This is a genomic window from Pseudomonas sp. CVAP#3, from assembly GCF_018986375.1.
Lineage (GTDB): Bacteria > Pseudomonadota > Gammaproteobacteria > Pseudomonadales > Pseudomonadaceae > Aquipseudomonas > Aquipseudomonas helvetica.
In genome coordinates this window covers 1-26,528 of record NZ_JAHMSC010000026.1, presented here as the reverse complement: position 1 = coordinate 26,528, position 26,528 = coordinate 1, and the positions used below count along the sequence as shown (strand labels likewise).

The following is a 26,528-nucleotide window of genomic DNA, read 5'->3' as shown; positions in this document are numbered from 1 at the left end:
ATCACATTTCAACAGGTTAGAATCGCTGGCACGCAGACTGCATGGTCAGTTTGCGCCCGCCTTTAGCTTTCTGGAGTACTGCCATTGAATGCGACGACCATCAACAGCCTGTTCTTGATCGGCGCGTTGCTGGTAGGTGCGAGCATTCTGGTGAGCTCACTTTCGTCCCGCCTCGGGATCCCGATTCTGGTGATCATCCTGGCCGTGGGCATGGCTGCCGGCGTCGACGGCGGCGGCATCATCTTCGATAACTACCCCACCGCTTATCTGGTCGGCAACCTCGCGCTGGCCGTGATCCTGCTCGACGGCGGGTTGCGCACCCGGGTCGCGAGTTTCCGCGTGGCGTTGTGGCCCGCATTGTCGCTGGCCACGGTCGGGGTGCTGATCACCACCGTGCTGACCGGCATGGCCGCCGCCTGGTTGTTCAACCTGAACCTGATCCAGGGCCTGCTGATCGGTGCCATCGTCGGCTCCACCGACGCCGCGGCGGTGTTCTCGCTGCTGGGTGGCAAAGGCCTGAACGAGCGGGTGACCGCCAGCCTGGAAATCGAATCCGGCAGCAACGACCCGATGGCGGTGTTTCTCACCGTCACCCTGATCGACATGCTCGCCAGCGGCCAGACAGGTCTGCACTGGAGCCTGCTCGGGCACCTGGTCCGCGAGTTCGGCATCGGCGCAATCATCGGTCTGAGCGGCGGTTGGCTGATGCTGCAAATGGTCAATCGAATCCACCTGGCTGCCGGTCTGTACCCGATTCTGGTGATCGCTGGCGGTCTGGTGGTGTTCGCCCTGACCAACGCCTTGCACGGCAGTGGCTTTCTTGCGGTGTACCTGTGCGGCCTGGTGATCGGCAACCGTCCGGTGCGCAGCCGCCACGGCATTCTGCACATGCTCGACGGCATGGCCTGGCTGGCACAAATTGGTATGTTCCTGGTGCTGGGGCTGCTGGTGACACCTCACGACTTGCTGCCCATCGCCCTGCCCGCCCTCGGCCTGGCGCTGTGGATGATTCTGTTTGCGCGTCCGCTGTCGGTGATGGTCGGCCTGCTGCCGTTCAAGGCTTTCCATGGGCGCGAAAAGGCCTTTATCTCCTGGGTTGGCTTGCGCGGTGCGGTACCGATCATTCTGGCGGTGTTCCCGTTGATGGCCGGGCTGCCGAATGCCCAGCTGTATTTCAACCTCGCGTTCTTCATCGTGCTGGTTTCGCTGCTGGTGCAGGGCACCAGCCTGCCGTGGGTCGCCAAGCTGCTGAAGGTGACTGTCCCGCCTGAACCCGCGCCGATCTCCCGGGCTGCCCTCGAAGTGCATGTCACCAGCGAGTGGGAGTTGTTCGTTTATCGCCTTGGCGCGGAAAAATGGTGCATCGGCGCCGCCCTTCGCGAGCTGAAAATGCCCGAAGGCACGCGTATCGCGGCGCTGTTTCGTGGCCAGCAACTGCTCCATCCGTCGGGTAGTACGGTGCTCGAAGTTGGCGATTTGCTCTGCGTTATCGGCCATGAACACAACCTGCCGGCACTCGGGAAGCTCTTCAGCCAGGCACCCCAACGAGGTCTCGATTTGCGCTTCTTCGGCGACTTCGTTCTGGAAGGCGACGCCCAGCTGGGCGCGGTTTCAGCGCTGTACGGGCTGCAACTCGAAGGGGTCGATCCGGACATGCCGCTGGGTCGTTTCATCACCCAGAAAGTCGGCGGTGCTCCGGTGGTCGGCGACCAGGTGGAATGGAATAACACCATTTGGACCGTCGCGGTCATGGACGGGAACAAGATCGCCAAAGTGGGCGTCAGATTCCCCGAAGGAAGTCGCCCAGGCCCCGGATTGTTCCTCTAAACTCCTTTTTTCGTTACGTTTTCGATCGGTCTCTATGCCAACTTTGCGCACATTTTTAGCTATTGCCCTGCTAGGGCTGAGTCTCTCCGTCGGCACCCTGCAAGCGGCCGAACCACCGTCCGCCGAGTCTGTCCAGAAGAGCCTGGACAAGATCGCCGAGCGCAAACTGCCCGAGGCCGATCAAAAAGCCCTGCAACTGGTGCTGCAACAGACGCTGACCCAGTTGTCCAACCGCGACGATTATGAAAAGCGCCTGGACAACCTCAAGCAGCAACTGAGCACGGCACCCAAGCAGAACATCGAAAACCAGCGTGAGCTGGAGCGCCTCAAGGCCAGCAAAGCCGTACCGGTCGAGCAACGTTACGCCAACCTGTCGGTGCCACAACTCGAGCAGATGCTGACTGAGCGCAGCACCCAGCAAAGCGATTTGCAAAAAGCCCTGGCCGATGCCAACAGCCTGATCATCACCGCCCAGACCCGCCCCGAGCGCGCCCAGGCCGAGATCAGCACCAGCCAGACACGGATCCTGCAAATCAACGGCATCCTCAAGCTGGGCAGAGACAACGGCAAAGCCCTGACGAATGAACAACGCGACACCCTCAACGCCGAGCTGGCCGCGTTGAATGCGCTGATCCCGCTGCGTCGTCAGGAACTGGCTGGCAACAGTCAACTGCAGGACCTGGGCAGCAGCCAACATGACTTGCTGCTGGAAAAAACCGCACGGATGGAGCGGGAGATCCAGGACCTGCAAACCCTGATCAACCAAAAGCGCCTGGCCCAGTCTCAACAGACGGTGACCCAGCAATCGATCGAAGCGCAAAAGGCTGGCGGCAGCAATCTGCTGGCCACCGAAAGCGCCGCCAATCTCAAGCTCTCCGACTACCTGCTCAAAAGCACCGACCGTCTCAACGAACTGACCCAGCAGAACCTGCAGACCAAGCAACAACTCGACAGCGTGACCCAAAGCGACGCCGCGCTGGACGAGCAGATCAGCGTACTCAAGGGCAGTCTGTTGCTGTCCAAGATCCTCTACAAACAAAAGCAGGCCTTGCCCCGCCTCAAGCTTGACCGGGACCTGGCCAATGACATCGCCGACATTCGCCTGTACCAGTTCGAGGTCAATCAACAACGCGAGCTGATCAGCACGCCCGGCGCCTATGTGGATAACTTGCTGGCGAGCCAGCCACCCGATCAGGTCACCCCGCAACTGCGCAAGAACCTGTTGGACCTGGCTGTCACCCGCGCCGACCTGCTGGAGCGCCTGAGCCGCGAACTGAGTGCGCTGCTCAACGAATCCATCACCCTGCAACTGAACCAGAAACAGTTGCTCACTACCGCTCAGAACCTGCGCGCGACCCTCGACGAACAGATGTTCTGGATTCCCAGCAACAAGCCGCTGGATTTCGAATGGATGCGCGGCGTGCCGGACCGCCTGGAGAAACAGGTCGTCACTCTGCCGTGGGCTTCGAGCCTGAGCGAGCTGGCCGACGGGCTAACCCAGCGGCCACTGCTGTTTCTGCCGCTGGTGCTGCTGATCGGCTTCCTGGTCTGGCGGCGCAAGTACCTCTATGCGCGACTGAACAAGGTGCACCAGGACATCGGTCACTTCAAACGTGACAGTCAATGGCACACACCACAGGCGATCCTGATCAACGTGCTGCTGGCAATGCCGGTGTCCCTGGCCCTGGCCCTGTGCGGTTTCGCCTTGCAGATCGACGCCCGCGGGCAAAACGCCAACCTCGGCGCCGCCCTGTTGCAAATTGCCCAAGCGTGGCTGGTGTTCTACACCGCGTACCGGGTCCTGGCACCGGGTGGGGTGGCGGAACTGCACTTTCGCTGGGAAAGACCGCAGGTGGAGTTTCTCCGCGGCTGGATCCGCCGTCTTGGCCTGGTCGTACTGGCGCTGGTCGCCGTGGTGGCAGTGGCCGAATTACAACCGGCGGCCCTGACGGACGACGTAATCGGCATCGCCGTGGTGCTGACCTGCTACGCCTTGATGGCCTGGCTGCTCAGCCGCCTGCTGATCAACAGTCCGACCCATAACAGCGCCTCCCTGTTTCGCAAAGCTGTCGGCGTTCTATTCACTGTGCTGCCGATCGCCTTGTTTATCGCCGTGTGCTTTGGCTACTTCTACACCGCACTGAAACTCAGCGACCGGTTGATCAACACCCTGTACCTGCTGATGTTCTGGCTAATCATCGAAGCCACCTTTGTGCGCGGTCTGGCCGTCGCGGCGCGGCGCCTGGCCTACCAGCGCGCCCTGACCAAACGCCAGGCCGCCAAGGAAGCCGGCGACGGTGAAGCGGTCGTCGAAGAGCCGACACTGGACATCGAGAAAGTCAACGAACAGTCCCTGCGCCTGATCCGTCTGGCCTTGCTCGGCGGCTTCATCGCTGCGTTGTATTGGGTCTGGAAAGACCTGATCTCGGTGTTCTCGTACCTGGACAACATCACATTGTACGAATACACCAGCGGCGTCGGCGCCAACATGAGCATGGTGCCGATCAGCATCGGCGACATGCTCGGGGCGTTGATCATCATCGGTATTACCGTAGCCCTGGCGCGAAACCTGCCGGGGTTGCTCGAGGTGCTGGTGCTGTCCAAGCTAGACCTGGCTCAGGGCAGTGCCTACGCCACGACCACCCTGCTGACCTATGTGATTGCCGGTGTGGGTTTCGTTTCCACCCTGTCGACCCTCGGCGTGAGCTGGGACAAACTGCAATGGCTGGTGGCCGCGCTCTCGGTCGGCCTGGGTTTCGGTATGCAGGAGATCTTCGCCAACTTCATCTCCGGGATCATGATCCTGTTCGAACGCCCGGTGCGGATCGGCGACACGATCACCATCGGCAACCTGTCAGGCACGGTGAGCAAAATCCGCATCCGCGCCACCACCATCACCGACTTCGACCGCAAGGACATCATTGTCCCGAACAAGACGTTCATCACCGGGCAACTGATCAACTGGTCGCTGACCGACACCGTGACCCGGGTCACCCTCAAGCTGGGTGTCGGCTACGATTCGGATCTGGAGCTGGTACGCACCCTGTTGCTCAGAGCGGCCATGGAAAACCCGCGCGTGCTGAAGGACCCTGCGCCCTCGGTGTACTTCCTGAACTTTGGTGAAAGCACCCTGGATCACGAGCTGCGTATTCATGTGCGCGACCTCGGCGACCGTAACCCGGCACTCGATGAAATCAACCGGTTCATCAACAGCGAGTTCAAGAAGCACGACATCAACATCGCTTTCCGTCAGGTGGATATCCACCTGAAAAACCTGACAGGCCAGGAACAGTTGTTGCTGACCAGCGATGCGGTCAAACCCGCCACGTCTCCCGATAAAGGCAAGACTCCACCCGAGCCACCGTCGGTGCATCTCGACTGACTGGACGCCACGCGCCATTCCCCAGCAGAATGCTCGGACATTCTGCTGGAGATGGCCGTTGAAAGCCCTCGACGAACTGACCTTCGACAACCGCTTCGCCCGCCTGGGCGACGCGCTCTCAACTCATGTACTGCCTGAGCCCATCGGCGAACCGCGACTGGTGGTTGCCAGCCCTGCGGCCATGGCCCTGCTTGACCTCGACCCAAGCGTTGCCGAAACGCCAGTGTTCGCCGAATTGTTCAGCGGTCACACGCTGTGGGCAGAAGCCGAGCCGCGGGCGATGGTCTATTCCGGGCACCAGTTCGGTTCCTACAACCCGCAATTGGGCGATGGTCGCGGGCTGCTGCTGGGCGAGGTCTACAACGAGGCCGGCGAACACTGGGACTTGCACCTCAAGGGTGCCGGGCAAACACCGTACTCGCGCATGGGCGATGGCCGGGCGGTGTTGCGTTCGTCGATTCGTGAGTTTCTGGCGTCCGAAGCGTTGCACGCACTGGGCATCCCGACCACCCGCGCACTGTGCGTCATCGGTTCGAACACCCCGGTCTGGCGCGAGAAACAGGAACGCGCGGCCATGGTCCTGCGCCTGGCGGCGAGCCATGTGCGCTTCGGGCACTTCGAATACTTCTACTACACCAAACGGCCCGAACAGCAGAAAGCCCTCGGCGAGCACGTGTTGGCGATGCATTTCCCCGAGTGCCTGGAAGCGCCTGCACCGTACCTGGCGATGTTCCGCGAAGTCGTCGAGCGCAACGCCGAGCTGATCGCCAAATGGCAGGCCTATGGCTTCTGCCACGGGGTGATGAACACCGACAATATGTCGATCCTCGGCGTCACGTTCGACTTCGGCCCGTTTGCCTTCCTCGACGACTTTGACGCCAATTTCATCTGTAACCATTCCGATGATCAGGGTCGCTACTCGTTCAGCAATCAAGTGCCGATCGGCCAATGGAACCTCAGCGCACTGGCCCAGGCCCTGACACCGTTCATCAGCGTCAAAGCCCTGCGCGAAACCCTCGGCCTGTACTTCCCGCTGTATCAGGCTCATTACCTGGACCTGATGCGCCGTCGCCTCGGCTTGACCACTGGCGAAGAAGACGACCAGCAACTGGTCGAAAACCTGCTGCAACTGATGCAAAACAGCAGCGTCGACTACAGCCTGTTTTTCCGCCGTTTGGGCGATCAAGCCGCCGAGCTTGCCGTCACCCGCTTGCGCGACGACTTCGTCGACATCAAGGGCTTCGATGCCTGGGCCGAGCGCTACTGCGCACGTGTCGCCCGCGACGGCAACAGCGATCAAGCACAGCGCCGCGCCCGCATGCACGCGGTCAACCCGCTCTACATCCTGCGCAACTATCTGGCGCAGAAAGCGATCGATGCGGCGGAGAGTGGCGACTATGCCGAGGTCCGCCGCCTGCATGCAGTGCTGAGCAAGCCGTTCGAGGAACAACCTGGGATGGAAAGTTATGCAGAGCGGCCGCCGGAGTGGGGCAAGCATTTGGAAATCAGTTGTTCGTCTTGAAACCCGTCAAGTACCGACCGGCCAGCTAAATGTTTACTCCAAAAATGAACAGGGACGTTCCATGCATTACCAACAGCATCTCAGCATCGGAGAACTGATCGGACTTCTCAGACAACAGGAAAAAACCCTGCATTTCTGTGTCTATGGCACTCAGGATTCCAGCACCATCACCTTGCAAACCGTGTGCGTGATCGAAGCCTTTCCGCAAATCACCGACAACGACGAAGAAATCTATCCGGACTTTGTCATCCGCCAGGGTCTTGAGTTCTGGTTCAGTGACGACTTGCTCGAAGATGTGGTGATGAGTGCACTGCAGCACAAACCCTCGGTAACAGACGTCGAGTTGCTCAAGGCAATCAGGTATTACGCCGAGCACGATTGCTTCATGAGTTTATACACCCCCCCTCCTGCCACCCCGTAACAACACGCGACAAGGACGTTCCCGTGCAAGGATTGCTGTCAATCGGCATCATGCTGCTCCAAGTGCTGTCACTGGCGATTTTCATCGGCGGCATTTGGGCGTATCGCTTCAAGTTCAAGTGGTTTCGTGGCTTACGCCAGTGGCGGGCTATGCATTGCTTACGGCATCAACATGTTACGGCGGATTCGCCAACGTCGGCCTCATGCCGAAGACGCTCAAACGTCCATTGCTACAACGATGCCCCTTTCTAACCAAGACGAGGTATCGGAGTGATGAGCAACGGCGGCAAAAACGACTTCCTTGCACAAGGATCGGACTCGACTGAGTCCGCGCTCATGAGCTGGTCGATCAACGTTCAAACACGACCGACCGGTGCATGGGATATCACGATGGCGTTGCTGATGCTGCTCGGAGTCGTCTCCCTGACAAACGGCCTCTATGAAGACCACTTCAGCGCACCCGGCTGTGAGGCAAAGTCCGTGCTGTTCAGCACTGGCTTTGGCGCGGCCTGGCTGTTCATCACCGGTTACCTGTGGACCATGGTGGTTCACCGCAAAATCACCTATCACTACAGCATCCACACCGGTAATGGTTGGTGCCTGCAGCATTTGGCCGTCCCGAACCATGCAGGCCGGATCCTTGAACTGCTGCAGATCGGCGTCCCTCTACTGAGTTTTGTTCTGATACTCGACAACCCGCCACTGGCCTGGTTGCTCGCACTGCCCGTCGCAGTGACCCTGATAGGTCCACGCTCTTGGTTGGGATTGGACGTCAACACGCGCTCGAAAATCTCGGCACCCTGGAGCACCTGTCAACGCGTGCTAATCGACCGCCAAAATAACCGGGTTATCGCCTATCAGGCTGACCGCAATGACATGTTCGAGGTTTATCTGCCAGAACACCTGCTGGAGAGCTACCTGAAGACACTGGGTTCGTTACTGCCAAGCAATGCCCTGTTCGAGCAGGCTCACTAACTCCGCGCGCGATCCTGACAGCGTGCGCCAACCATTCCAGCGAATGTCCCCGGCAACTTGATATTCGCCCGCGCGCCACCACTTACCCTACTTCTTATCGTTTTTTGTGGAGCTGCACGCATTTCCGAGCTACTGCTCATCCCCTGCCCCCACTGCAACGACCTCAATCGCATCCCCGCCGAGCGCCTCGCTGTCGAGCTTGGCCAACCGACACTTGCCCGCCAACTGCCCCGCCGCTTGCTCGAACACCGGCGTAATCGCCTTGCGTCAGCTCAAAGGGTTTGCCCAGCAGGACTTCTGATTTGCAGCGCCCGCCTGAGTGGGGCAAGCATCTGGAGATCAGCTGTTCGTCTTGAGGGCGGTCAGATAAAGGTTTCTATCGCCGTTCTGAAGCCGGCACTACAGGCAGTCACATGGCCATGATGCGCAAGAACTTGCGCAGCATGCCTGTGGATAACCGGCTTTTGATCAGGCTCGCAGCATCGCCTGTATGGCTTTCAAGGCACTGCGCAAGTTCTTGCGCTGTGGTGCGCAAGAACTTGCGCACTTTTCTTGAAAATTTATCGATATCAGCTTTAGACAAACTATAACTTATTGATTTTTATAGATTAAATTTAAGTGGCATGAAGCTTGATCACTATCAGGTGTGCATCGGGCGATTTTCCTCTCCCGGATACCTTCGATTGATCAGGCAAGGAAACCATTCATGCCAACACCCGCATATCTGTCCCTATCAGGCGCCACGCAAGGATTCATCACTGAGGGCAACCTCACTCGATACTCGGTAGGGAATGTCTATCAGGACGCCCATCAAGATCAGATTCTGGTTCAGGCATTCAGTCACCAGGTCATCATCCCTCGCGACCCGCAGTCCGGACAGCCAACCGGTCAACGCGTTCACAAACCCCTGATGATCACCAAAATCTTCGACAGGTCCTCGCCACTGCTTTTCGCGGCCCTGACCAGCGGCGAGCAAATGACCGAATGCCACATTGAGTGGTACCGAACCTCAACTCTTGGTACTCAGGAGCTCTACTTCACCACCACCCTCGAAGACGCCATCATCGTAGAGATCCAGTCGCGCATGCCCAATTGCCAGGATCCTGGCAACGCGCACTTCACTCACCTGGAAGATGTGTACTTCAGCTACCGCAAAATCACATGGGAGCATGTCATCTCCAATACATCCGGTTCTGATGACTGGCGTGTTCCAATCCCAGGCTAAGGCTGCACCACCGATTCGTTGCAGCGGCCAGCGTTGCTAATGGCATCCAAAAACCCAAGTGCGCAAGAAGTTGCGCACTTACCTTCTGAAAAACACCACCCCATCCTGCTCCAGGCCACACCACACAAGGCCTGTAGCCAAGTGCGCAAGAAGTTGCGCAGCACTGTGCAACTTCTTGCGCACATTAGCGACTTTTCCTACAGCAAAACAGGGCAAGTCCGACGCTGGCAACGCATATCTACTTGATTTATATGCGAAATGTACTACATGGCACGAAGCTTGAGATGTAGGAGTACCCACCGGGCGATTTCGCCTCCCGGGCACCCTCATTTATTTAGCAAGGAGAGCATCCATGGCTACACCAGCGTATATGTCCATCACTGGCACCAAACAAGGCCTGATCACTGCCGGTGCATTCACCGCTGATTCGATTGGCAACACCTACCAGGAAGGTCACGAAGACCAGGTCATGGTTCAGGGTTTCAGCCACGAAGTGATCATCCCGCGTGACCCGCAGTCCGGCCAACCCACCGGCCAGCGCGTTCACAAGCCAGTAAAAATCACCAAGGTTTTCGACAAGTCCTCGCCACTGCTGCTGGCTGCCCTGACTTCCGGCGAGCGTCTGACTTCTATCGAAATCAAGTGGTACCGCACTTCGGCTGCCGGCACCCAGGAGCACTACTTCACCACCAAGCTTGAAGACGCGATCATCGTCGACATCAAAGACTACATGCACAACTGCCAAGACCCGGCGAACTCGCACTTCACTCACCTGGAAGACGTAGAGTTCACCTACCGCAAAATCACCTGGACCCACGAAGTCTCCGGTACTTCGGGTTCCGATGACTGGCGCTCCCCGGTCGCTGGCTAAGTCTGGCCGACCGTTTCAAGACATCGGCCAGATCTGCTGGTCGATGTTGTTTGCGCCACCCAAGAATTCTTGCGTTCGTTGATCGCCCACTCAGGGCTTGATGGATGCTGCTGCACTGCATGAGGAACAACGGATGTTCGCGCCGGCCAATCAGACTCACTTCGCCTTGACCGTAGAAGGTCTGGCAAACGGTCTCCAGGTACTTGCCCTCACCGGTCGAGAAGCCATCAGTCAGCCATTTCAGTTCGACGTCGAACTGGTCAGCGAAAACCCGTCCCTGGACCTCGAAAGCCTGTTGCACAAACCGGCGTTTTTGCAGCTCGCGCAAAACGGCACGGGCATTCACGGGCAGATCTATCGCGTGGCCCAAGGCGATACCGGTAAACGGCTGACCCGCTACTCGGTGACCCTGCGCCCGCAGCTGTCTTACCTTGCGCACAGCATCAACCAACGCATCTTCCAGAACCTCAGCGTGCCGAAAATCATCGGCCAGGTCCTCGAAGAGCACGGCATCCAAAGCAATGCCTACGAATTCAAAGTCGGGGCGATTTATCCCGAGCGCGTGTATTGCGTTCAGTACGATGAATCGGACCTGCATTTCATCCAGCGCCTGTGCGAGGAGGAAGGTATCCACTACCACTTCCAGCACAGCGCCACCGCCCACAAGCTGGTGTTCGGCGATGACCAGACGGTGTTCCCGAAACTCGCGCCCGTGGCCTACCAGCAAGACTCCGGCATGGTCGCCAACGACCCGGTGATCAAGCGCTTCGACCTGCGCCTGGAAACCCGCACCAGCCGCACCACGCGCCGCGACTACGACTTCGAAAAACCACGCATCACCCTCGAAAGCGAGTCCCGTGGCGACACAAAACCGGACCTCGAAGACTACGACTACCCAGGCCGTTTCATCGACCGCGAACGCGGCAAGCACTTGGCCAAGCGAAGCCTTGAACGGCATCGCAGCGACTACCAACTGGCCGAAGGCAAAAGCGATCAGCCGCTGCTGGTCAGCGGGCATTTCCTCGCCCTGAGCCAACACCCTAAGCCTAAGTGGAACGACCTCTGGCTGCTCACCGAAATCCTTCACGAAGGCAAGCAGCCGCAAGTGCTGGAAGAGTCGGTAACCAGCAACACCACCGACCTCAAGGACGACTTCCACCAGGGCTACCGCAACCGCTTTCGGGCCACACCGTGGGACGTGCCCAACCGCCCGCCGCTGGTGCATCCGAAACCGCGCATTCTCGGCAGCCAGAGCGCCGTGGTCACCGGCCCTAAAGGTGAAGAGATCCACTGCGACCAGTACGGTCGGGTGAAGGTGCAATTTCACTGGGACCGCATCGGTGCGGCCGACGACAAGACCAGCTGCTGGCTGCGCGTCTCGTCCGCCTGGGCCGGCGCCCACTACGGCGGCATCGCCATCCCGCGGATCGGCATGGAAGTGCTCGTCACCTTTCTCGAAGGCGACCCCGACCAGCCGCTGATCAGCGGCTGCCTGTACCACAAGGAAAACGTCGTCCCCTACGACCTGCCGGCGAACAAAACCCGCAGTACTTTCAAGAGCCTCAGCTCACCCGGTGGCGGTGGCTACAACGAGCTGCGCATCGAAGACAAGAAAGGCCAGGAACAGATCTTCCTGCACGCCCAGCGCGACTGGGATGAAAACATCGAACACGACCAGAAGATCCGCGTCGGCAACGAACGCCACGACACCGTCGAGGCCAACAGCTATAGCGAGTTCAAGGCCGAAGAACACCACACCGTCCACAAAGACCGCAAAGTCGAAACCCGCGCCAACGACCACCTGACCGTCGGCATGAACCAGCACATCAAAATCGGCACCGGCCAGTTCATCGAAGCCGAGCAGGAAATCCACCTCAGCAGCGGCCTGAAAGTGGTGCTCGAAGCCGGCAGCGAACTGACCCTCAAGGGCGGCGGCAGTTTCATCAAGATCGACGCCGGCGGCGTGACCCTCAGCGGGCCGGCGATCAACATGAACAGCAGCGGCAGTCCGGGCAGCGGCACGGGTGCTGCGCCGATATTGCCGGGGCCGTTGAAGCAGGCGGATTCGGACAAGGCCGGGCAGTTGCTGGTGCCGGCGCAACGGCAGGCGCTGATGCGCGGTACCCCACGCTGTGAGATCTGTGAGCAAGCGGCGAAGGAGCCAGCGGCGAAGGAGAACGCTAAGTGAACAATGTTTCCCAGGCCAATTTCTTGCTGATTGATGGTGTATTGCGGCCCGACGCGATTACCCATCTGTACCAGCGTAGCGAACCGTTGGAGATTGAACCGCTGTACATCGGAACGCGATGGCAAGAGCTGCATGACCTGGGCCCGATATTGGTATCGCTTCGAGGCTCATCCCTCTTGATCAGCGAGACGCTCCAAAACGCCATTCAACCGGCAGACGCCAGTCTTTTGTACAGTCTCGCGCCGATGAATATCGTAGCGGGCCATTTGCGGCGCTTCATTGCTCCGCCGGATGTACTTGGCAGCAACGCTCTGCTGCGTTTTGCCGACCCATTGGTGGCACGTTATTGGTTAGGTAGCTATCAAGGTGCGCACTTGGATGCAATTCTTGGCCCGATAGAAGCCTGGCACGTGCCTGAAAGCCAGCACTCCTGGGAGCTTGCGGAGTCATCCGAATGGCGAAGCATTTTTCGTGCTGCACCTCCCCCTGAGTGGGTGGATACCTACGCTCAATTGGGAGAAGTACAGCTGAGTGCGCTGGACCAGGCAGCCCGTTGGCGCTTCATGGAACGGCTAAACCAGAGTTTCGAGCGACGCCATCCTCAGCTCCTGGCACAACTGGATAACAGTACCCGGACTCAGTGGTTCAATAAGCGGTTGGATGAAGCCGATGCCTGGGGCCTGTCGAGCGAACGTAGCCTCGCGATCTGGGTCGAATACACTTTGCGATGGGGCGAAGGATTTACGCTACGCCCCAACTCCCCCTATCAGCACTGGTTGGCCCGTACACCCAAGGCGCTGAAGCTTTCACCAGAGTTGCGTATCCAGCAGATGGATGATGATTGCCTGGACGTCGAAATGATCAAGGAAGTGTGATGACTCAGCCCGCAACAGAAGCCCAACTGAAACAGGCTAGACGTAACCAAGAGTTTACCAACACCCCTATGGGGAAGGGCCAATGTCCATTGATGCAGGGGGAAGTAGCTATATTTCCGGTGCGTTATGCTTTGGACGAGTCCCCGATAAAAAAGGGCAGCCGCCAAGGGCCACATCCACTGCCAAAAAACTGGTCAAGCAAACCGCCAGAGCTGAAAACACGCAGTTATACCCTGCGCCAATTGCGCGACGGTTGGCTCTATGTGTGGAACAGTATCGACAAGACCTTTCATGAGTACCAGATAAAAGCCGAACAGTTCATTCGTCACAAGTGGACCGACAGCCAGCTTAACAAGGACGTGCGCAACAACCCGGGGGAGACGCACCCGTACCTGCTCTATCCGCGACGTAGCCAATTGCGTATCGCTTACTCGCCTGTGCAATGGACCTGGCGCATGTGCGAGTTGATGCGCAACAGTGCCACCGAACAAATCCCATGGATGCGTAAGATTGATCTGCCAGCGTTTTGCGGCAGCGGGAAAGTCGCCCACGGTGACGCGATCACAGAGCTTGGTAAAAGTGTCGCGGATATTCTGGTTTCGGGCAAAAAAGCCCCGACCTTCACCAGCACCCTTTTGCCGACCAAAGCAACAGACGCTGGCGCTCCGTTCAAGCCGGCCTTTGAAGAAGCCCTGGTACGCGGCAAAGTTCCAGCACAGGATACTGCCCTCTTCGTCGCTCTGGATGATCCACTGGCGATGGTCGATGACCTGAACATGAACCTGATCGGTCGGCTCATGGAACAAAGTCAATTCGAAGCCCTGCATCAACACAAACTGCAAAGTGCGTTTGCCGTGCAGAATTTGTGTGGGTTCGATGCCGATCCTTTCATTCCGCCCTCGATCAAAGACCCGATTCAGCGGCAAGCCTATACCGATGACCTGTACACACTTCTGAAAACCAATGATGAAGTCGAACGGGGTAAGGATCTTGTATCTGCCGAGGATAGTTGGCAGGTAGATTTGGGAGCCGCATCGACAGTTTCTGCCGCCCAAACCCCATTCAAGGCTAAATGGGGGCAACTGCCCGATCAAAACAAATGGCAAAAAGCCCTTGAAGAATGGAACGCCAAACGCTTTTGGCGCGAGGACGTGCGCTTTGACGAAGTACAGAAGTACCTGAGCCAGACCACCACCGAGGCACAACGGCTCCACGACCATTGTCAACGCAGCGAGCGTGATCTGATCACCTGGCTCGACCAACTCAGCCCCAGCGCTGAGGCGGTCTACCACGATACCTGCAATGAAGACCAAGCCAGTCTGCTTCTGGAGACCGCCCACGCTATTTACACGGCACTGGGCAATGGGGAGAACGGGCAAAAGTGGTTGTGCAAACAGGCCAGGCAACCGAGCACACTGTTCAGCTTGGCGCTGTTCAACTTCAACCCGGAAGTCGCCACTTTGATCAAGAAGGTGACGCACAACTTCAGCACTACCGGCAAGCTTGATGACCAGGGCAGTGAAGGCGACGGCAGCTCACCCGCGTTGGCTCCGACCTCCTCGGGCGATGCCACGAACATTGGCACCCGCACCGGTGAAATCAAAGCGGTCTTCGACCTGGAGGTCGTCAAGAACAGTAAGTTATACAAGGCCATGAGCAGTGCCGCCAAGCAAGCCATGACCACGCTGATCAAGGTCGCCAACAACCAGGCCAGGGACGCCTGGCATGGGCTGAGCACTCTGCTGTTACCGGCGATGAAACAACAAGCGGCGCTGACCCTCGCCGCGCCCCAGGTGTTGATTTCCACCGAAATTTCCAGCGCCACCCAACTGACCTTCAACCCGACCTACCAGCGCGACTACCAGGCCTGGCTGCTGGAGGTCGTAACCGTGAAGAATAAAATAAGGGGCGAAAAAGGAGTATTGCGCCGTCCCGGTGCGGCTTACGATCAACGCTCAGCGCGCCTCTCTCTGCAATCCCATGAAGAGCAATTGAAAAATCTGCTCTTGAAACGTCCCAATCAGATCATCGCCAAAGCGTCTGGCAGCACTCGTCTGCGTGTCGGCATACCGCAAATCAATAGTTGGCTCGCCGACCTGGGACAATCCGAGGTGATGGCGCAACTGAAAGTTGCAGGCACCCAGGAGTATCTGACACGCACCAAAGCCTGGATGGGCCAGAACCTGGGCAATGCCCTGCCCGCCTTGGTGGTCGGTTTGAACCTGTGGAATGTCTATAGCAGTGCCAAACAAGCGCAAAACGACGGTAAGTTTTCTGCCGATGAATGGCGCACTGTGGGTGCTAACGCCGCCTACGCTGCCAATGCTATTGCGGCGCTGTGGGTCGGGCCGGCGTGGAGTCGTGCGGGAGAGATGACAGCTAACCTGGGTACTGAAACCCGGAAGGTGGCTCAGGCTGGGTACTCAGAATGGTTACACGAGGCTAAAACCACGTCCGGTGGGAGCGCCCAAGCAACAGCTGCTAACGAGATGGCGACAGTATCGAAAGGCTTGATTTGGCGCACAGTGACGTGGGCGGCATTGGGAGGCATGGCGACCGGGCTTGAGGCTTGGCAGCTGTCCAATGACATTGATGGCGCCACCAGTGAGGAAGAGAAAAACGCACTTAAGTGGAAGTTTCGTATAGTCACAGGGATGTCTATTGTTGCCACGGGCCAACTAGTTGGCGCAGGCCTTGGCTCTTGGTTTAGCTTTGCCTGGGTGATGTCCACTCCGGTGACGATCATGGTGGCGGTCCTCGGGATTGCCTATTTGATGATCACCATGGCCGCCAACCGCTACAAACGCGAGGGACTGCGTCTGTGGCTGTACCGTTGCAGTTGGGGACGCGGGGCAACACCTGAATGGCTAGGTGATGAGGGCCATCCAAAACAGATGCAGGCCCTGCTGGAGACCCTGCAACGACCGAGCGTCGTGGGCAGAGCCTTGTATTACGGCGGCGGTAGTACCCCGAGAAAATGGTTGGGCTTCTGGGTGCAGGTCCAAGTGCCTAACGGGTTGGCGGGCAAAGAAGTGACCTTGCAACCGGCGATGATCGAAAAGAACTATTTTTCTAAAGATGAACTGCAAACCACAAAAAGCAGCTTTTACGACCAGTTCCTCAACGGAAACTGGGTAGATCCGAAGCTGCTCGGACAGTTGCCCGACGGCGCCGGCAGTAAAACCAGCCCGGCTGACTTCAGTTACACCAGCACCGAACAGCACCGTCTTTGGCAAGTGTGGATCGACACCTCGACAAACAGTCCGGTCCTTGAATTGGAGATCAAGTATCCGGCCGGAGTGCTTCAGCGCACTGACGGACGCGGCTATATGTTTCGATTGGCGCTTGAGTGGGCCGCGAGTGAAGCTGACCGAGCCAACAATGCCTTTAGTGGTGAGCTAAAGGACGACATCGTACTGACCAAAAAAAGCACACAGCTGTTGAAGCTGGCCGTCCCTAACTGAATGAATCAATGAGCCCTACGATGTTCAATTTTGACAAAGCACTTGAGCTGCCGTCGCAACTCCAATGGAAGTATGCCGACGAACCAGAACTGTTGGGATGGACGATTCGGGCGCGCAATTACAATACGCTTGTGGCTAATAGCATGTTTGCATTTATGTCAATTGTAATAATGGGGGGGGCGTATGCCGTATATTCTGTTACGACTCCTGGTGAGAGTTACCTTTCTCGCATATCGGCTAGTGTGGGTTTTTATCTGTTAATGTCATTTACGATTTCGGGCATGACCCACCAACGAATGAACTTTGCTTATCGCTTTACTCAATCCGGAGTGGAGTATTGCAAGTGGAAAAATTTCCCCAAATGGGCATTGACGTTTTTAAAATGGTTTGCCGGCATAACGGCGATTATTTTTATCTTCCTGGCGACCATTGATCCGACATTCCTGATCGGCGCGCTGATAGGCCCGGGAGGGATGGGCTTGATGTATCTCTCGATGGCGAACTCAAAGAGCTACCAAGAAATGCAAACTGAATACCATCACTATGCATTCAAGTGGGCAGAACTCACACAGCTCGCCATTGCTACCAATAGAGAAGTAGTCGATTTAAAATACAGCATCACCCTAGAGGGAAAAGACTATATAACCAAATGGAGTCTTAATGTTTTTTGCAAGCGAAAACAAAAAGAAATCGTAGCAGGGCTCATCAAACCTTATTTATCTCCTGGCGTACCGTTTATCAAAGCCAAAGTTAATGTGCCGCTTAGCACTGACTAACGTTTGGTATGTGTGGTGCATACAACTACTTTTGTTACCGCCAACCGCCTCGCGCAAATAACCCCGCCCGGCGGCGCCCGCGCCTTCAGCTACAACCCTTATGGCCGCGTTACTGCCGAACACGAGGAACCGGGCCTTGAAGAGCCTGGAATAGGAGCGGCGTGCTGGCTGCATGAAATCCCTGCTTAAAAGGCTAGAACTTGCATTTTCGCCCCCTTTCCACTTTACTTCATCGAACTGCAAATTTGGTACCCTACACAGGTGTTAGCAACCAGTGCAGAGGACCAAGGCTATCTCTATCAATTAGAATTTTAAGCAACGGGAAAAACAGCAGCCGATGGCTTAAACACTACACAGCTTCAAGTGAAATTCTCTAGTCGCGCCGGAGCGATGGTTTTAGCCGTTGCGGAATAAGAAACTGCTATGACACAAGCAAGCGGAAACAAATCTTTGAACAAAAGTCATACTGATAAAAACCCAGATAGTTCGAAAGAAGAAAGCAGCATATGCCCCAGCCTAGCTGGGGAGGCACTTATGAGTTGGACAACGAAAACTATTAAGTCACCTCCTAAAGAAATCATAAAAGCACAATTATGGCTGATTGCAGGCGCAACACTGATGAATCTCCTCGCGACTTTTATTGCATGGAGCAACTTACCGAAATACACTCCCGGATTGATTAGCGCATATATATTGTCATACAGCATGACGATATATTTTATATTGATATTAAGGCAAAAAACCATCTTCAACTATTGCATCACAAGACAAATGGGGAAAATAGAATACTTTCGCCACTACCCAAACTTTGCCGCACCCATGTTCAAATATCTTGCTATTTTCACAGTGGTTTCATTTTTTATAGCAGCACTCTATACAGGCTCATTTTTACTTTTGATAGGTCCGGCGGCGATGGCGCTGGGAGCTGCAAGAATGCTTTTTGGTTGGAAGAATGAGGTAAAGCACCTGCAAAGCTCTCCATGGAATGAATATAACTTCGTAACGATAGATCGCAAGCGGCTCATAATTATTGCCCATCGAACAAATCAAACTATCGGATTCGAAGCGCGCTTTCCGAATAAACAGCTCCTCGATCAATACTTACAAACACTAAAAACCGTAATCCCGACCACCGTTACACACACCGAAAAAAGTTGGGAATGGTAACTACTAAATCCCCATGGACTTGATCACCCATTTGCACTCCCACCGAACAATACTAACGGGGCTCCCTCTTCACTTCGTGGTTATCGTGCAACAGTTTCAACTGAATTACCTTCAGGTACAGATAGCCCATTGAAAGTATTGACGATCTGACGCCTGTATTTCAAGCCAATGTGGATAGTTTCATTACGGCTATAAAAAACGCAGGAGGTAGCGTTGCAGTTTCTGCAACTTATCGCCCCAAGGAGCGTGCTTATTTGATGCACTATTCGTTAGCAATATCGAAAGGAATTATTGCACCAGAAGACGTGGCTACAATGGACGGCGTAACCATTGACTGGGTTCATAGTACATCAGCACAATCAATTAGCGCCGCCACCAGTATGGCGTCGGGCTACGGAATTGTTTATCCACCGGCTCTTGCAAATCGGCACACAGAGCGTAAAGCTATAGACAAGACAACCTCCAACATGTCTGGAAAAACAATCATAGATGCTTCTGGCGCCTCTATTTTGATTAATAACTGAAGCGACTTAAACCCCGTAGGTGCTACATATGGAGTTAAAAACCTTGTTTCCGACCCACCACGTTGGTCACCAGATGGACATTAAACATGTTCTATTCATCCTTTTAACCATTTTTTCAACGTCAGCGCCTGCCCAAAATATCGGGTTTGGATTCATTAAAAATGATCCGGACGGGAAGACTTATTTATATACCACTCAGGAAGTTGCAATCGGCGAAGCCATTTCAGTCCAGGCCCCTGAAGCTAACGGAACCGCTGCTTGCTGCAAGTTAACAAAGTCAAATGGAGAAAAATGGCAACCGGGCGATGTAACCGACCTGCTCAACGAGTCCGACATGCACGTCTACGGGCTCGACATTCAATATAAAGAACCTTTTATCGGCATAGCTGTAGTTGGCAAAAACGCAAATGGAAATGGCGCCACAGCGGTTGAGGTTAAGGGTCAACGTACAATAATCAGCACCTGTTTAAGCCAAGAAGGTATCCATCTCTTCTCAAGAAAAAATGGAATGTTGAACGGTCACTTATACTTAAACCTTGGATACGATATAGAGCCAAGTTCTAATTCTTGCGAAACGGAAAAGCACCGTTCCGCACCGACCGACGTATCCAGCTACATCGAAAGTAGAGATAACTGTGACTCTCTACGCGGCGATATCCCTGAGCCGGCCCCCACCGACCCGGGCAACCTCAACCGTGTCATCAGCGATATCAATAAATACTGCAAGGGCACAGACCAAAAACTGAAGCAGTTGAAAGAGAAATATTCTGGCAACGAAAGCATTATGAAATTGCTCTCTACTTATGAAGAGAACATTGAAGCGGACATGAGTTTTTAGATTCCCTCATCAGGGACGGCTGTCGTGACATCTGAAAACATCATTCCACAGGTTTGGTTATCCAAAAACCCACTGCTACCGACTGGCAGCCGGTGATGCCGTACCTCGCCGAGCTGAAACCCCGCTCGGCGTTCCTTGAATAGATTGCCGAAACCGATGCCGAAGATTGGGGCTGGCTGGCGGTTTTCAGCAGTATGCCGGACGTGGTGTTCGAACACCTGCGCAGCCTGACTCAGGTGCGCATGCCGGACGGGACTGGAGTGATTTTCCGGTTTTGGGATGGGCGGCATATCTATCGATCCTCGAAGGCCTCGGCGCTGGGGCCGGTGAAATTCTGCCGGTGTTTGATCGCTACCTGATCAATGGCCAAAACCTGGAAGTCGGTGTACGAAGCGTGCCGCCGGCCAAGGCGTGGCCGTGGTGGGAGGTGCCGCAGACGTTGCTGGATCGCCTCGCGACCGAAGACCCGTCGACTCTGATCGACAACCTGATGCAATGGCTGAGCGAGGAACGCCCAGACATTTACGCCACTTACGAATATGACGCCTTCGGCCGCCGTATTGCCAAATACTGTCGAAAAAATGAGCAAAATCTCTTATCCTTAAACTCTCCAAGGGAGCAACTACCAAATGTATCCAAAAGACTTTGTTGCCGGACTCAAAACAACTGTCATAGACGAAAACATTTCTATTTACAAAGATATATTTTTCAACACACCCATTGAGACTGCAACCGACGAGTACTGGAAGCGAGCATTATCCCTATTCAAATCGTTGCCCATCGAACAGCAAGACGCTTTTTTTGAAATTGTTAGGCAGGCCATGGTTGACACGACATCGAATATCCTTGGAATTATCGATGGAGTTAGTACAATTGATGGTGCACATGATGAATTCTCACTTACTTACGGCGAGGATCACAAAACACTAACTGGTGACTTGCAGAGTTTATTTTTGGCAGAGAAGAAAGGTGACGGATTTATTTCCTAGGCACACGGTAAAAATAAATCCGCCCCCCCTTTTTGTTTGTGATTACTAAAAGTGAAACCCATCCCCGACCTATCCAGCCTGCGCAACTTGCTTTTCATTTTCGACATAGACTACACAGTTGACGAAGAACGCGAGGAAATAATAGCGTCAAAAAATGTGAACGACAGTAGAGAACTATCAGCGTTATTTGATCAGGTATTACGACCAGAGTTCGTCGCCTACTCTAAGAGCGCCCGCGACCGTTCCATACACACTTTAAATATTTGCTTGGAAAAAGACGAAAATTTCAACTCAGTTTTCGACAAGTTAAGCACCTACTTTGATGATGACGTTGAAGATCACCGACATTTTATGAAAATACTTCTAGAATGCTTAACCAGGTATGAGCGGAGCGTCCCCAAGCAGCCATAAAAAACCAAAAGAAAGGTCGAATGCGATCGACCGGTCACCCAATGTACACTTTCTGTTCATTGATTGGGGCTGGTAAAATAAGAAAAAGGAGATGTATTTATTTTCTAGGTGTTCAATGAAAATAAATCCCCTTTTCGGGATGAATCCTTGGAGGAGCTGCCGAAAGCAAATGGCGAACCAAATGAAAAAGATAAAATTTGCTGATGTACTTTCTGATGCTGAGAACCTAGACTGGGAAGACGCACTTTATTTACCAAAAAATAAAGAAGAATGGGCTCTGGATTGCGAAGCAATTATCGAAAATCCAGACAACTTCGAAGATTATGATACTGATGACAATCCGATAGAAATATCGAAAATAAATTACAGACACGTATTACTTTGCGACGACCTAACATCTATTATAAAAAACCTACAAGAGCAAAACATCTCATATGATTTAGATTTGACCTACAAAGCGTTTATTTTTTACATCGAGAATGACAGCTTTATTAAATTGAAGACTTAGCTCGAAAGACAAAGAAAGGGGACAAGGTTCCTCAATATTGGAGCGGAGTACAACCGAGGTAAAAAATGATACCCAAACACTTAGTTAGTCTGATAGAAAAACAACCAGGCAACACACATAGAACAAACAAGGACTTGGCTATAAGCGCCCTTGAAACACTTGGAGTCTCTCGAGACAGTGAGTTCGGTAGATTTTATATAAATTACCTACCTGATAATTTCCAGAGCTCTGTGTCTGACGAATACATCTGTGACGTATCCGAGCCCACAGAGCAGATCCTGATGGGAACCGAATTCATTCACAACGTATGGGAGCTACCAGAAAGCTATATAAGCTTTACCTCCTTGCAAGGTGAGGGAGGTTACTTGCTTGACAAGAGGAGTGGTGGTGTTTGGGACTTCGACTTAGCTCAACGGGAAGACTTCGTATCCGGCCTGATTCCTCCCAAATGGAATAGCTTCTTTGAGTTTATCAGGTGGTATCTTTCACCTGCCGAATAAAACAAGCAATAACAAAGGGGCAGACTACGTTGTTTTAAGAGAAGTTATTATCTAAAAAAGCAAGAAAGGAGACGGATTTATTTTATAGGCGCTCAATGAAAATAAATCCGCCCCCCTTTCTCTTTTATTCAGCGAACTAAAACATGGAAGAATATTATTGGTACAACAGCTGCCCAGTTTGCAACCAAGGGCGATTAATAATCACCAACGACATCACAAACGACAGACTTTACCTACACTGCGAGGAGTGTGAGATGGGCTGGCTTAACCCAGGCGATGCCGACAACAACAAAAATGGCTTCCTTACACTACTAGTAGAATTTGAGACAGCGAATCCAGACCTTGAGTTCATAAAAGAGAAAGAGTGGTTGAGCCTTGCAAAATATTCATTTGAAGAGTAGCGCCCGCACAAACACACCTTAAGATAAAAATAAGTTAAATAGACTAATTTAGTCTCCAGATGCTACACTAAAAAATTAGTTTATTTTTCTATTTTCCGCACAGCAAACAACTAAATAAAAACACAAGGAAGTCATCGTTTGATTCTCAATACACCACTGTTCAAATCCGTCAGTGCGATAGCTGCTGCTTTTTTTGTCACCTGCAACGCCTGGGCTCTAGAGCCCCGCGAGATGTATGCGGCGATGAAAACAGGGGCGTGCACGCCTAACTCCGAACTGTTGCATGAACAAGCCGTCAACGGAGTGGTCGAGGCTCAACTGGAGTTCGGTCGCGCCATCAACCAGAACCTTTGCGGCGTGGTCGAAAGCTGGTCTCCGGGCATGCCCGAAGATTGGTTCCGCAAAGCCGCTGAGCAGGGCAATGCAGAAGCGCAAGCCGAGCTAGGGAAAGAACTGGTAGGCAATTGGACGGTCGAGGGCGAGGATGAGGGGGTTTACTGGTGCCTGAAAGCCATTGAACAAGGGAACGCTGCGGCCCAGTTCAGCTTGGCCCAGGTCTACCATCGGGGCGGTCTATCGATACATAATCTCAAGGACATGAACAAGGCGTTGCAGTATTACAACCAGTCAGCGGCACAGGGAAATGTGTCGGCATACATGCTGTTAGGTGGTATCTACGAAGAAGGTAAAGAAGTACCCGAAGATAGTGCTGTAGCCGCTCAGTGGTATCGAAAGGCTGCGGAAGCTGGCGACTCCTATGGGCAGCTCAACCTCGCCGATATGATTGCCGAGGGACGAGGCGTCAGCCGTGACGACAAGGAGGCTTTTGCCTGGTACAGCAAGTCAGCAGCGCAAGGCAATGATGTCTCCCAATACCGAATGGGACGGATGCTGGAGCAGGGGGTTGGCACCACTCGCAACGAACGCAAGGCCGCCCAGCTCTATCAACAAGCCGCCGAAGCTCAATTCGGTAAAGCGCAGCTTGCACTGGGCAAAATGTACGCGGCAGGACGAGGCGGTCTTCCAAAGAGCAAAGCCAAGGCGAAATACTGGATAATCAAGGCCATTGATCGAGGAGCTCCACAAGCTAAAGAGGAGCTTCAGAAGCTTTGAATCAGAAAGGGACAGACGACGTTACTTTAAGCGTGGTCCTTAACCACAAACGTGGACTGTCCCTTAATGGCCAATACTGGTCTCCCCCTAAAGTCTAGAGTTTCGCACCAATGATACGAGACAAACTATATGAGACAGTCAAACGCTATGGCTTTACCGTAGCGTCATTTATCGACCACCAAAATGTCTTTTCTTCTTGGTCAATCACTGTCAGAAAAAATAATAACAACTACATCATTGAACACGAAGGAAGAGATAATTGGTTAATCATTTATTGCGAAAGAGCGCCAAACAAACTCGAAGAGCTTGATAAAAAAATTTCTCATGCAATGACTGACGATGACAAAATTTTTCAATGTGGAATATGGTTGTCAGCCATTGTATAGACCGTCCCAATTCAGATTGGTTACAGAGCCTTGCGCAAAGCCGGAATAAAGAAAGATGATGCAAAAACCTTGATCAGAAGTGCTGATGAGCACTTCAAGGCTATTGATGTTCAGTCGGAGACTCCGACTCGCATACCAGGGAGCAGACGAAAATGAAGATTGAGAAGAGTCTCGAATTGGAAATAATTGATCTGATTGAGGCACTAGTTAATGGCGACTTCGATAAAATCTCTGCCAAAAACTGGTATGGCAGACTCAACAAACCGGATATCGAGGCAAGAATCTCTGAGCACGCTAATACATTGGTATTACCTCCAGCCTCTTTCGTAGAGAAGATAGATACTTATGAGTACAAGGATGGCTCTGGCTTAGCGCTCGACGTTCCACTGTGGACAGAGGAAGAAGGAATGAGCGACTTGACCCTTTCCCTTGAGTTGATATATGAAGAAGCCAAAACAAAGCTTCAAATGACTGACCTTCGTATCCTATGAAAACCTGCGGCGCATTATCTCAAGTAAAAATGGACGGATTTATTTTCTGCGGACTCAATGAAAGTAAATACGCCGCCCTCTTTCCTCCAGCATAAAAAGTTTAGAACAACTTATTGAAAAAAACAAATCGACGACTTTAAACCAGGTGAATCATGCAGAGCTATCAAGACCTGACAAACAAACTAGATACATCTAGCGAGGAAACATTCTGGTTCGGCGCTTGCAGCAAAGACCAAATAGCCAAGCTTGAAAAAATTCTAGAGCTAAAGCTTCCTCAAGACTTTATTGATTTTTTGGAAACCTGCGGTGGAGGAGGTGTAGTTGAATCTGAGATCTGCGGCATTGAGAACAATGACGCTAGTCTAGAGTCCGGAGCAACGGTTAACTACAGCACAACGTATTGCCAAGCAAACTATGAGCTACCAAACAACTTAGCAGTAATTTACCTCAAGAATGATGAAGTTTGTTGGGCCATTGACTGCAGCACTACTGGAAATGGAAAAGTGCTGAGCTACGACCTTCTCAAAAATAAGATATCTAAAGTCATAGCAGTAAATTTCTATTCTTTCTTTGAAGAGTACGTCGAGCTCAGGTCATAAAGGCGAAAAATGGGGGACAACATTATTTTCTAAGCACTAGCAAAAATAAGCCCTCTCTCTATGAGAAAACAAATATGCCGCACGAAAAAATAATCGAACACCTTGGCGCTGAAACAAGGTTTTTCGAAGAAAAAGATCTGAGCACCCTCCACAAAGAAAATATCGCCATTCCAACAGAATTGGCCGAATTACTGAGCCATTTCAAAGGTGCGATTATTTTCACACGTGGTGCAAAATTCAAAACGCAAAGTAAAATCCCAGTCCGAGACAAGGAAAGATATATCGATTTAGACATAATCTACGGCCTAAACCCTGATTCAAACAATATATTCCTAAAAAACAAAACCTACGGCAACCAGATAGACAATGACTTTTATATTTTTGGCGAATCAGGTGGTGGCGATCAGTTTTGCATTAGCAAAAGAACAGAAAAAATCTATTATTGGTATCACGAAGCGACGAGCGACGACTGCTCATTATTCTACATAGCCCCATCTTTTATCGAATTCATAGAAAACCTAGTGCCCGATGATGAGAACGCAAAAATCGATTTTGACGAAGATGATGGAGTAATCAGTGCCCACTTTGATTTCTAGAAAAAGCAAAGATAAAATATTCTGAAGGGGGATGAGTTTATTTTCTAGGCACTTAGTGAAAGTCAATCCGCGCCCTTTTCCTGCTCCTCCCCAAAAAAGCCGTCCTAGGCCAAGTCTTAGGACATTTCCCGCATGCTGTAGCGACTTAGGTGAACTTGTTCCAAATCGATCACACGGATAGTCTTCACGAGTCGCCGCAAACTCAGCGGCCAGTTTTGACAGACTGAACAGTATCAAGGCATGCAAATGCCGCTATGCGGCTCCATAGCTCACGGAGCTTCACCATGAAAAAGATCACCCTCAAACCACTCAGCCTCACCGCCACCGATCCCCTCGACACCCAAAACCCGACCCAACGTCCCAACCCCATCTTCACCGTTACCCCCAACATCGACACTGAAACCCTGCGTAAGCGCTCCATAAACCCCACATTCAAAGTCACCATCTGATCCCCGATGCTGTGCTCCCGATTCCTTTCCG

Annotated in this window: 25 protein-coding genes and 2 pseudogenes; 25 read left to right on the top strand and 2 right to left on the bottom strand. The window is 53.4% G+C overall.

Going from position 1 to position 26,528, the window contains the following annotated elements:
- Nucleotides 1-84 precede the first annotated feature (84 nt).
- The 5 genes from KRR23_RS27325 (at nt 85) to KRR23_RS27305 (ending at nt 8,126) form a co-directional block, all read left to right on the top strand.
- Nucleotides 85-1,827, top strand: coding sequence for a potassium/proton antiporter (locus KRR23_RS27325; RefSeq protein ID WP_216744964.1), 1,743 nt, complete (start codon nt 85-87; stop codon nt 1,825-1,827).
- A 34-nt stretch (nt 1,828-1,861) separates the two neighbouring features.
- Entirely contained in the window at nt 1,862-5,209 is a 3,348-nt protein-coding gene (gene mscK, locus KRR23_RS27320; RefSeq protein ID WP_216744963.1) for a mechanosensitive channel MscK, read from the top strand.
- A 58-nt stretch (nt 5,210-5,267) separates the two neighbouring features.
- Nucleotides 5,268-6,731, top strand: a complete 1,464-nt coding sequence (selO, locus tag KRR23_RS27315) for a protein adenylyltransferase SelO (protein WP_216744962.1) — start codon at nt 5,268-5,270, stop codon at nt 6,729-6,731.
- A gap of 61 nt (nt 6,732-6,792) precedes the next feature.
- Nucleotides 6,793-7,152 (top strand): hypothetical protein, encoded by a 360-nt coding sequence (locus KRR23_RS27310; protein ID WP_216744961.1) that lies wholly within the window; start codon nt 6,793-6,795, stop codon nt 7,150-7,152.
- Between the two features lie 335 nt (nt 7,153-7,487).
- Nucleotides 7,488-8,126 (top strand): hypothetical protein, encoded by a 639-nt coding sequence (locus tag KRR23_RS27305; RefSeq protein WP_216744960.1) that lies wholly within the window; start codon nt 7,488-7,490, stop codon nt 8,124-8,126.
- 155 nt (nt 8,127-8,281) lie between these two features.
- On the opposite strand, the pseudogene KRR23_RS29225 reads toward KRR23_RS27305, so the two are convergent.
- Together KRR23_RS29225 and KRR23_RS27295 are read right to left on the bottom strand one after the other, a co-directional pair.
- A pseudogene (locus KRR23_RS29225) lies at nt 8,282-8,439 on the bottom strand (thioredoxin TrxC); the annotation flags it as partial.
- A 96-nt stretch (nt 8,440-8,535) separates the two neighbouring features.
- Nucleotides 8,536-8,709: a hypothetical protein gene (locus tag KRR23_RS27295; RefSeq protein WP_216744959.1), complete on the bottom strand. Its 174-nt coding sequence runs from the start codon at nt 8,707-8,709 to the stop codon at nt 8,536-8,538.
- 123 nt (nt 8,710-8,832) lie between these two features.
- Here KRR23_RS27295 and KRR23_RS27290 point away from each other — a divergent pair, with 123 nt between their 5' ends.
- From KRR23_RS27290 to KRR23_RS27195, 20 genes and pseudogenes are all read left to right on the top strand, one after another.
- Nucleotides 8,833-9,351 (top strand): Hcp family type VI secretion system effector, encoded by a 519-nt coding sequence (locus tag KRR23_RS27290; RefSeq protein ID WP_216744958.1) that lies wholly within the window; start codon nt 8,833-8,835, stop codon nt 9,349-9,351.
- Nucleotides 9,352-9,703: 352 nt separating this feature from the next.
- Nucleotides 9,704-10,222: an Hcp family type VI secretion system effector gene (locus KRR23_RS27285; RefSeq protein WP_216744957.1), complete on the top strand. Its 519-nt coding sequence runs from the start codon at nt 9,704-9,706 to the stop codon at nt 10,220-10,222.
- Nucleotides 10,223-10,355: 133 nt separating this feature from the next.
- Nucleotides 10,356-12,410: a type VI secretion system tip protein TssI/VgrG gene (gene tssI, locus KRR23_RS27280; protein WP_216744956.1), complete on the top strand. Its 2,055-nt coding sequence runs from the start codon at nt 10,356-10,358 to the stop codon at nt 12,408-12,410.
- Nucleotides 12,407-13,285: a DUF4123 domain-containing protein gene (locus tag KRR23_RS27275; RefSeq protein WP_216744955.1), complete on the top strand. Its 879-nt coding sequence runs from the start codon at nt 12,407-12,409 to the stop codon at nt 13,283-13,285. The genes tssI and KRR23_RS27275 overlap by 4 nt, the downstream gene beginning before the upstream one ends.
- Nucleotides 13,285-16,749: a T6SS effector BTH_I2691 family protein gene (locus tag KRR23_RS27270; protein WP_216744954.1), complete on the top strand. Its 3,465-nt coding sequence runs from the start codon at nt 13,285-13,287 to the stop codon at nt 16,747-16,749. Before KRR23_RS27275 ends, KRR23_RS27270 begins: the two co-directional genes overlap by 1 nt.
- 20 nt (nt 16,750-16,769) lie before the next feature.
- Complete coding sequence (locus KRR23_RS27265; RefSeq protein ID WP_216744953.1) at nt 16,770-17,525, top strand: hypothetical protein; 756 nt, start codon at nt 16,770-16,772, stop codon at nt 17,523-17,525.
- A 423-nt stretch (nt 17,526-17,948) separates the two neighbouring features.
- Entirely contained in the window at nt 17,949-18,692 is a 744-nt protein-coding gene (locus KRR23_RS27260) for a permease (RefSeq protein ID WP_216744952.1), read from the top strand.
- 257 nt (nt 18,693-18,949) lie between these two features.
- Complete coding sequence (locus KRR23_RS27255) at nt 18,950-19,216, top strand: hypothetical protein (protein WP_216744951.1); 267 nt, start codon at nt 18,950-18,952, stop codon at nt 19,214-19,216.
- Nucleotides 19,217-19,244: 28 nt separating this feature from the next.
- On the top strand, nt 19,245-20,054 hold the full coding sequence (locus KRR23_RS29220) for a hypothetical protein (protein ID WP_253912280.1): 810 nt from the start codon (nt 19,245-19,247) through the stop codon (nt 20,052-20,054).
- Between the two features lie 80 nt (nt 20,055-20,134).
- Nucleotides 20,135-20,580, top strand: a pseudogene (locus tag KRR23_RS27245) (DUF4123 domain-containing protein); the annotation flags it as partial.
- A 103-nt stretch (nt 20,581-20,683) separates the two neighbouring features.
- Nucleotides 20,684-21,043, top strand: coding sequence for a hypothetical protein (locus tag KRR23_RS27240; RefSeq protein WP_216744950.1), 360 nt, complete (start codon nt 20,684-20,686; stop codon nt 21,041-21,043).
- 592 nt (nt 21,044-21,635) lie between these two features.
- Nucleotides 21,636-21,962, top strand: coding sequence for a hypothetical protein (locus tag KRR23_RS27235; protein WP_253912279.1), 327 nt, complete (start codon nt 21,636-21,638; stop codon nt 21,960-21,962).
- Between the two features lie 65 nt (nt 21,963-22,027).
- Nucleotides 22,028-22,462, top strand: a complete 435-nt coding sequence (locus KRR23_RS27230) for an SMI1/KNR4 family protein (protein ID WP_216744949.1) — start codon at nt 22,028-22,030, stop codon at nt 22,460-22,462.
- Between the two features lie 143 nt (nt 22,463-22,605).
- Nucleotides 22,606-22,863, top strand: coding sequence for a hypothetical protein (locus KRR23_RS27225; protein WP_216744948.1), 258 nt, complete (start codon nt 22,606-22,608; stop codon nt 22,861-22,863).
- Between the two features lie 138 nt (nt 22,864-23,001).
- Nucleotides 23,002-23,976: a tetratricopeptide repeat protein gene (locus KRR23_RS27220; RefSeq protein WP_253912278.1), complete on the top strand. Its 975-nt coding sequence runs from the start codon at nt 23,002-23,004 to the stop codon at nt 23,974-23,976.
- Between the two features lie 110 nt (nt 23,977-24,086).
- On the top strand, nt 24,087-24,362 hold the full coding sequence (locus tag KRR23_RS27215) for a hypothetical protein (RefSeq protein ID WP_216744947.1): 276 nt from the start codon (nt 24,087-24,089) through the stop codon (nt 24,360-24,362).
- Between the two features lie 152 nt (nt 24,363-24,514).
- Nucleotides 24,515-24,853 (top strand): hypothetical protein, encoded by a 339-nt coding sequence (locus tag KRR23_RS27210; RefSeq protein WP_216744946.1) that lies wholly within the window; start codon nt 24,515-24,517, stop codon nt 24,851-24,853.
- A gap of 152 nt (nt 24,854-25,005) precedes the next feature.
- The gene (locus tag KRR23_RS27205) at nt 25,006-25,452 is read left to right on the top strand and encodes an SMI1/KNR4 family protein (RefSeq protein ID WP_216744945.1); all 447 of its coding nucleotides are present in this window, start codon (nt 25,006-25,008) and stop codon (nt 25,450-25,452) included.
- A 74-nt stretch (nt 25,453-25,526) separates the two neighbouring features.
- Nucleotides 25,527-26,048: an SMI1/KNR4 family protein gene (locus KRR23_RS27200; protein ID WP_216744944.1), complete on the top strand. Its 522-nt coding sequence runs from the start codon at nt 25,527-25,529 to the stop codon at nt 26,046-26,048.
- A 284-nt stretch (nt 26,049-26,332) separates the two neighbouring features.
- On the top strand, nt 26,333-26,497 hold the full coding sequence (locus tag KRR23_RS27195) for a hypothetical protein (protein ID WP_216744943.1): 165 nt from the start codon (nt 26,333-26,335) through the stop codon (nt 26,495-26,497).
- The last annotated feature ends 31 nt before the right edge of the window (nt 26,498-26,528 follow it).

What these genes read in the sequence shown, in the direction of transcription:
- KRR23_RS27205 (WP_216744945.1), top strand. Translation starts at nt 25,006, where the DNA reads ATGCAGAGCTATCAAGACCTGACAAACAAACTAGATACATCTAGCGAG.
- KRR23_RS27285 (WP_216744957.1), top strand. Translation starts at nt 9,704, where the DNA reads ATGGCTACACCAGCGTATATGTCCATCACTGGCACCAAACAAGGCCTG.
- KRR23_RS27310 (WP_216744961.1), top strand. Translation starts at nt 6,793, where the DNA reads ATGCATTACCAACAGCATCTCAGCATCGGAGAACTGATCGGACTTCTC.
- KRR23_RS27235 (WP_253912279.1), top strand. Translation starts at nt 21,636, where the DNA reads ATGAAAAAGATAAAATTTGCTGATGTACTTTCTGATGCTGAGAACCTA.
- KRR23_RS27195 (WP_216744943.1), top strand. Translation starts at nt 26,333, where the DNA reads ATGAAAAAGATCACCCTCAAACCACTCAGCCTCACCGCCACCGATCCC.
- KRR23_RS29220 (WP_253912280.1), top strand. Translation starts at nt 19,245, where the DNA reads ATGGAGTTAAAAACCTTGTTTCCGACCCACCACGTTGGTCACCAGATG.
- KRR23_RS27210 (WP_216744946.1), top strand. Translation starts at nt 24,515, where the DNA reads ATGAAGATTGAGAAGAGTCTCGAATTGGAAATAATTGATCTGATTGAG.
- KRR23_RS27240 (WP_216744950.1), top strand. Translation starts at nt 20,684, where the DNA reads ATGTATCCAAAAGACTTTGTTGCCGGACTCAAAACAACTGTCATAGAC.
- KRR23_RS27265 (WP_216744953.1), top strand. Translation starts at nt 16,770, where the DNA reads ATGTTCAATTTTGACAAAGCACTTGAGCTGCCGTCGCAACTCCAATGG.
- KRR23_RS27260 (WP_216744952.1), top strand. Translation starts at nt 17,949, where the DNA reads ATGACACAAGCAAGCGGAAACAAATCTTTGAACAAAAGTCATACTGAT.
- KRR23_RS27225 (WP_216744948.1), top strand. Translation starts at nt 22,606, where the DNA reads ATGGAAGAATATTATTGGTACAACAGCTGCCCAGTTTGCAACCAAGGG.
- KRR23_RS27305 (WP_216744960.1), top strand. Translation starts at nt 7,488, where the DNA reads ATGAGCTGGTCGATCAACGTTCAAACACGACCGACCGGTGCATGGGAT.
- KRR23_RS27255 (WP_216744951.1), top strand. Translation starts at nt 18,950, where the DNA reads ATGCACTATTCGTTAGCAATATCGAAAGGAATTATTGCACCAGAAGAC.
- KRR23_RS27230 (WP_216744949.1), top strand. Translation starts at nt 22,028, where the DNA reads ATGATACCCAAACACTTAGTTAGTCTGATAGAAAAACAACCAGGCAAC.
- tssI (WP_216744956.1), top strand. Translation starts at nt 10,356, where the DNA reads ATGTTCGCGCCGGCCAATCAGACTCACTTCGCCTTGACCGTAGAAGGT.
- KRR23_RS27215 (WP_216744947.1), top strand. Translation starts at nt 24,087, where the DNA reads ATGATACGAGACAAACTATATGAGACAGTCAAACGCTATGGCTTTACC.
- KRR23_RS27200 (WP_216744944.1), top strand. Translation starts at nt 25,527, where the DNA reads ATGCCGCACGAAAAAATAATCGAACACCTTGGCGCTGAAACAAGGTTT.
- KRR23_RS27270 (WP_216744954.1), top strand. Translation starts at nt 13,285, where the DNA reads ATGACTCAGCCCGCAACAGAAGCCCAACTGAAACAGGCTAGACGTAAC.
- mscK (WP_216744963.1), top strand. Translation starts at nt 1,862, where the DNA reads ATGCCAACTTTGCGCACATTTTTAGCTATTGCCCTGCTAGGGCTGAGT.
- KRR23_RS27290 (WP_216744958.1), top strand. Translation starts at nt 8,833, where the DNA reads ATGCCAACACCCGCATATCTGTCCCTATCAGGCGCCACGCAAGGATTC.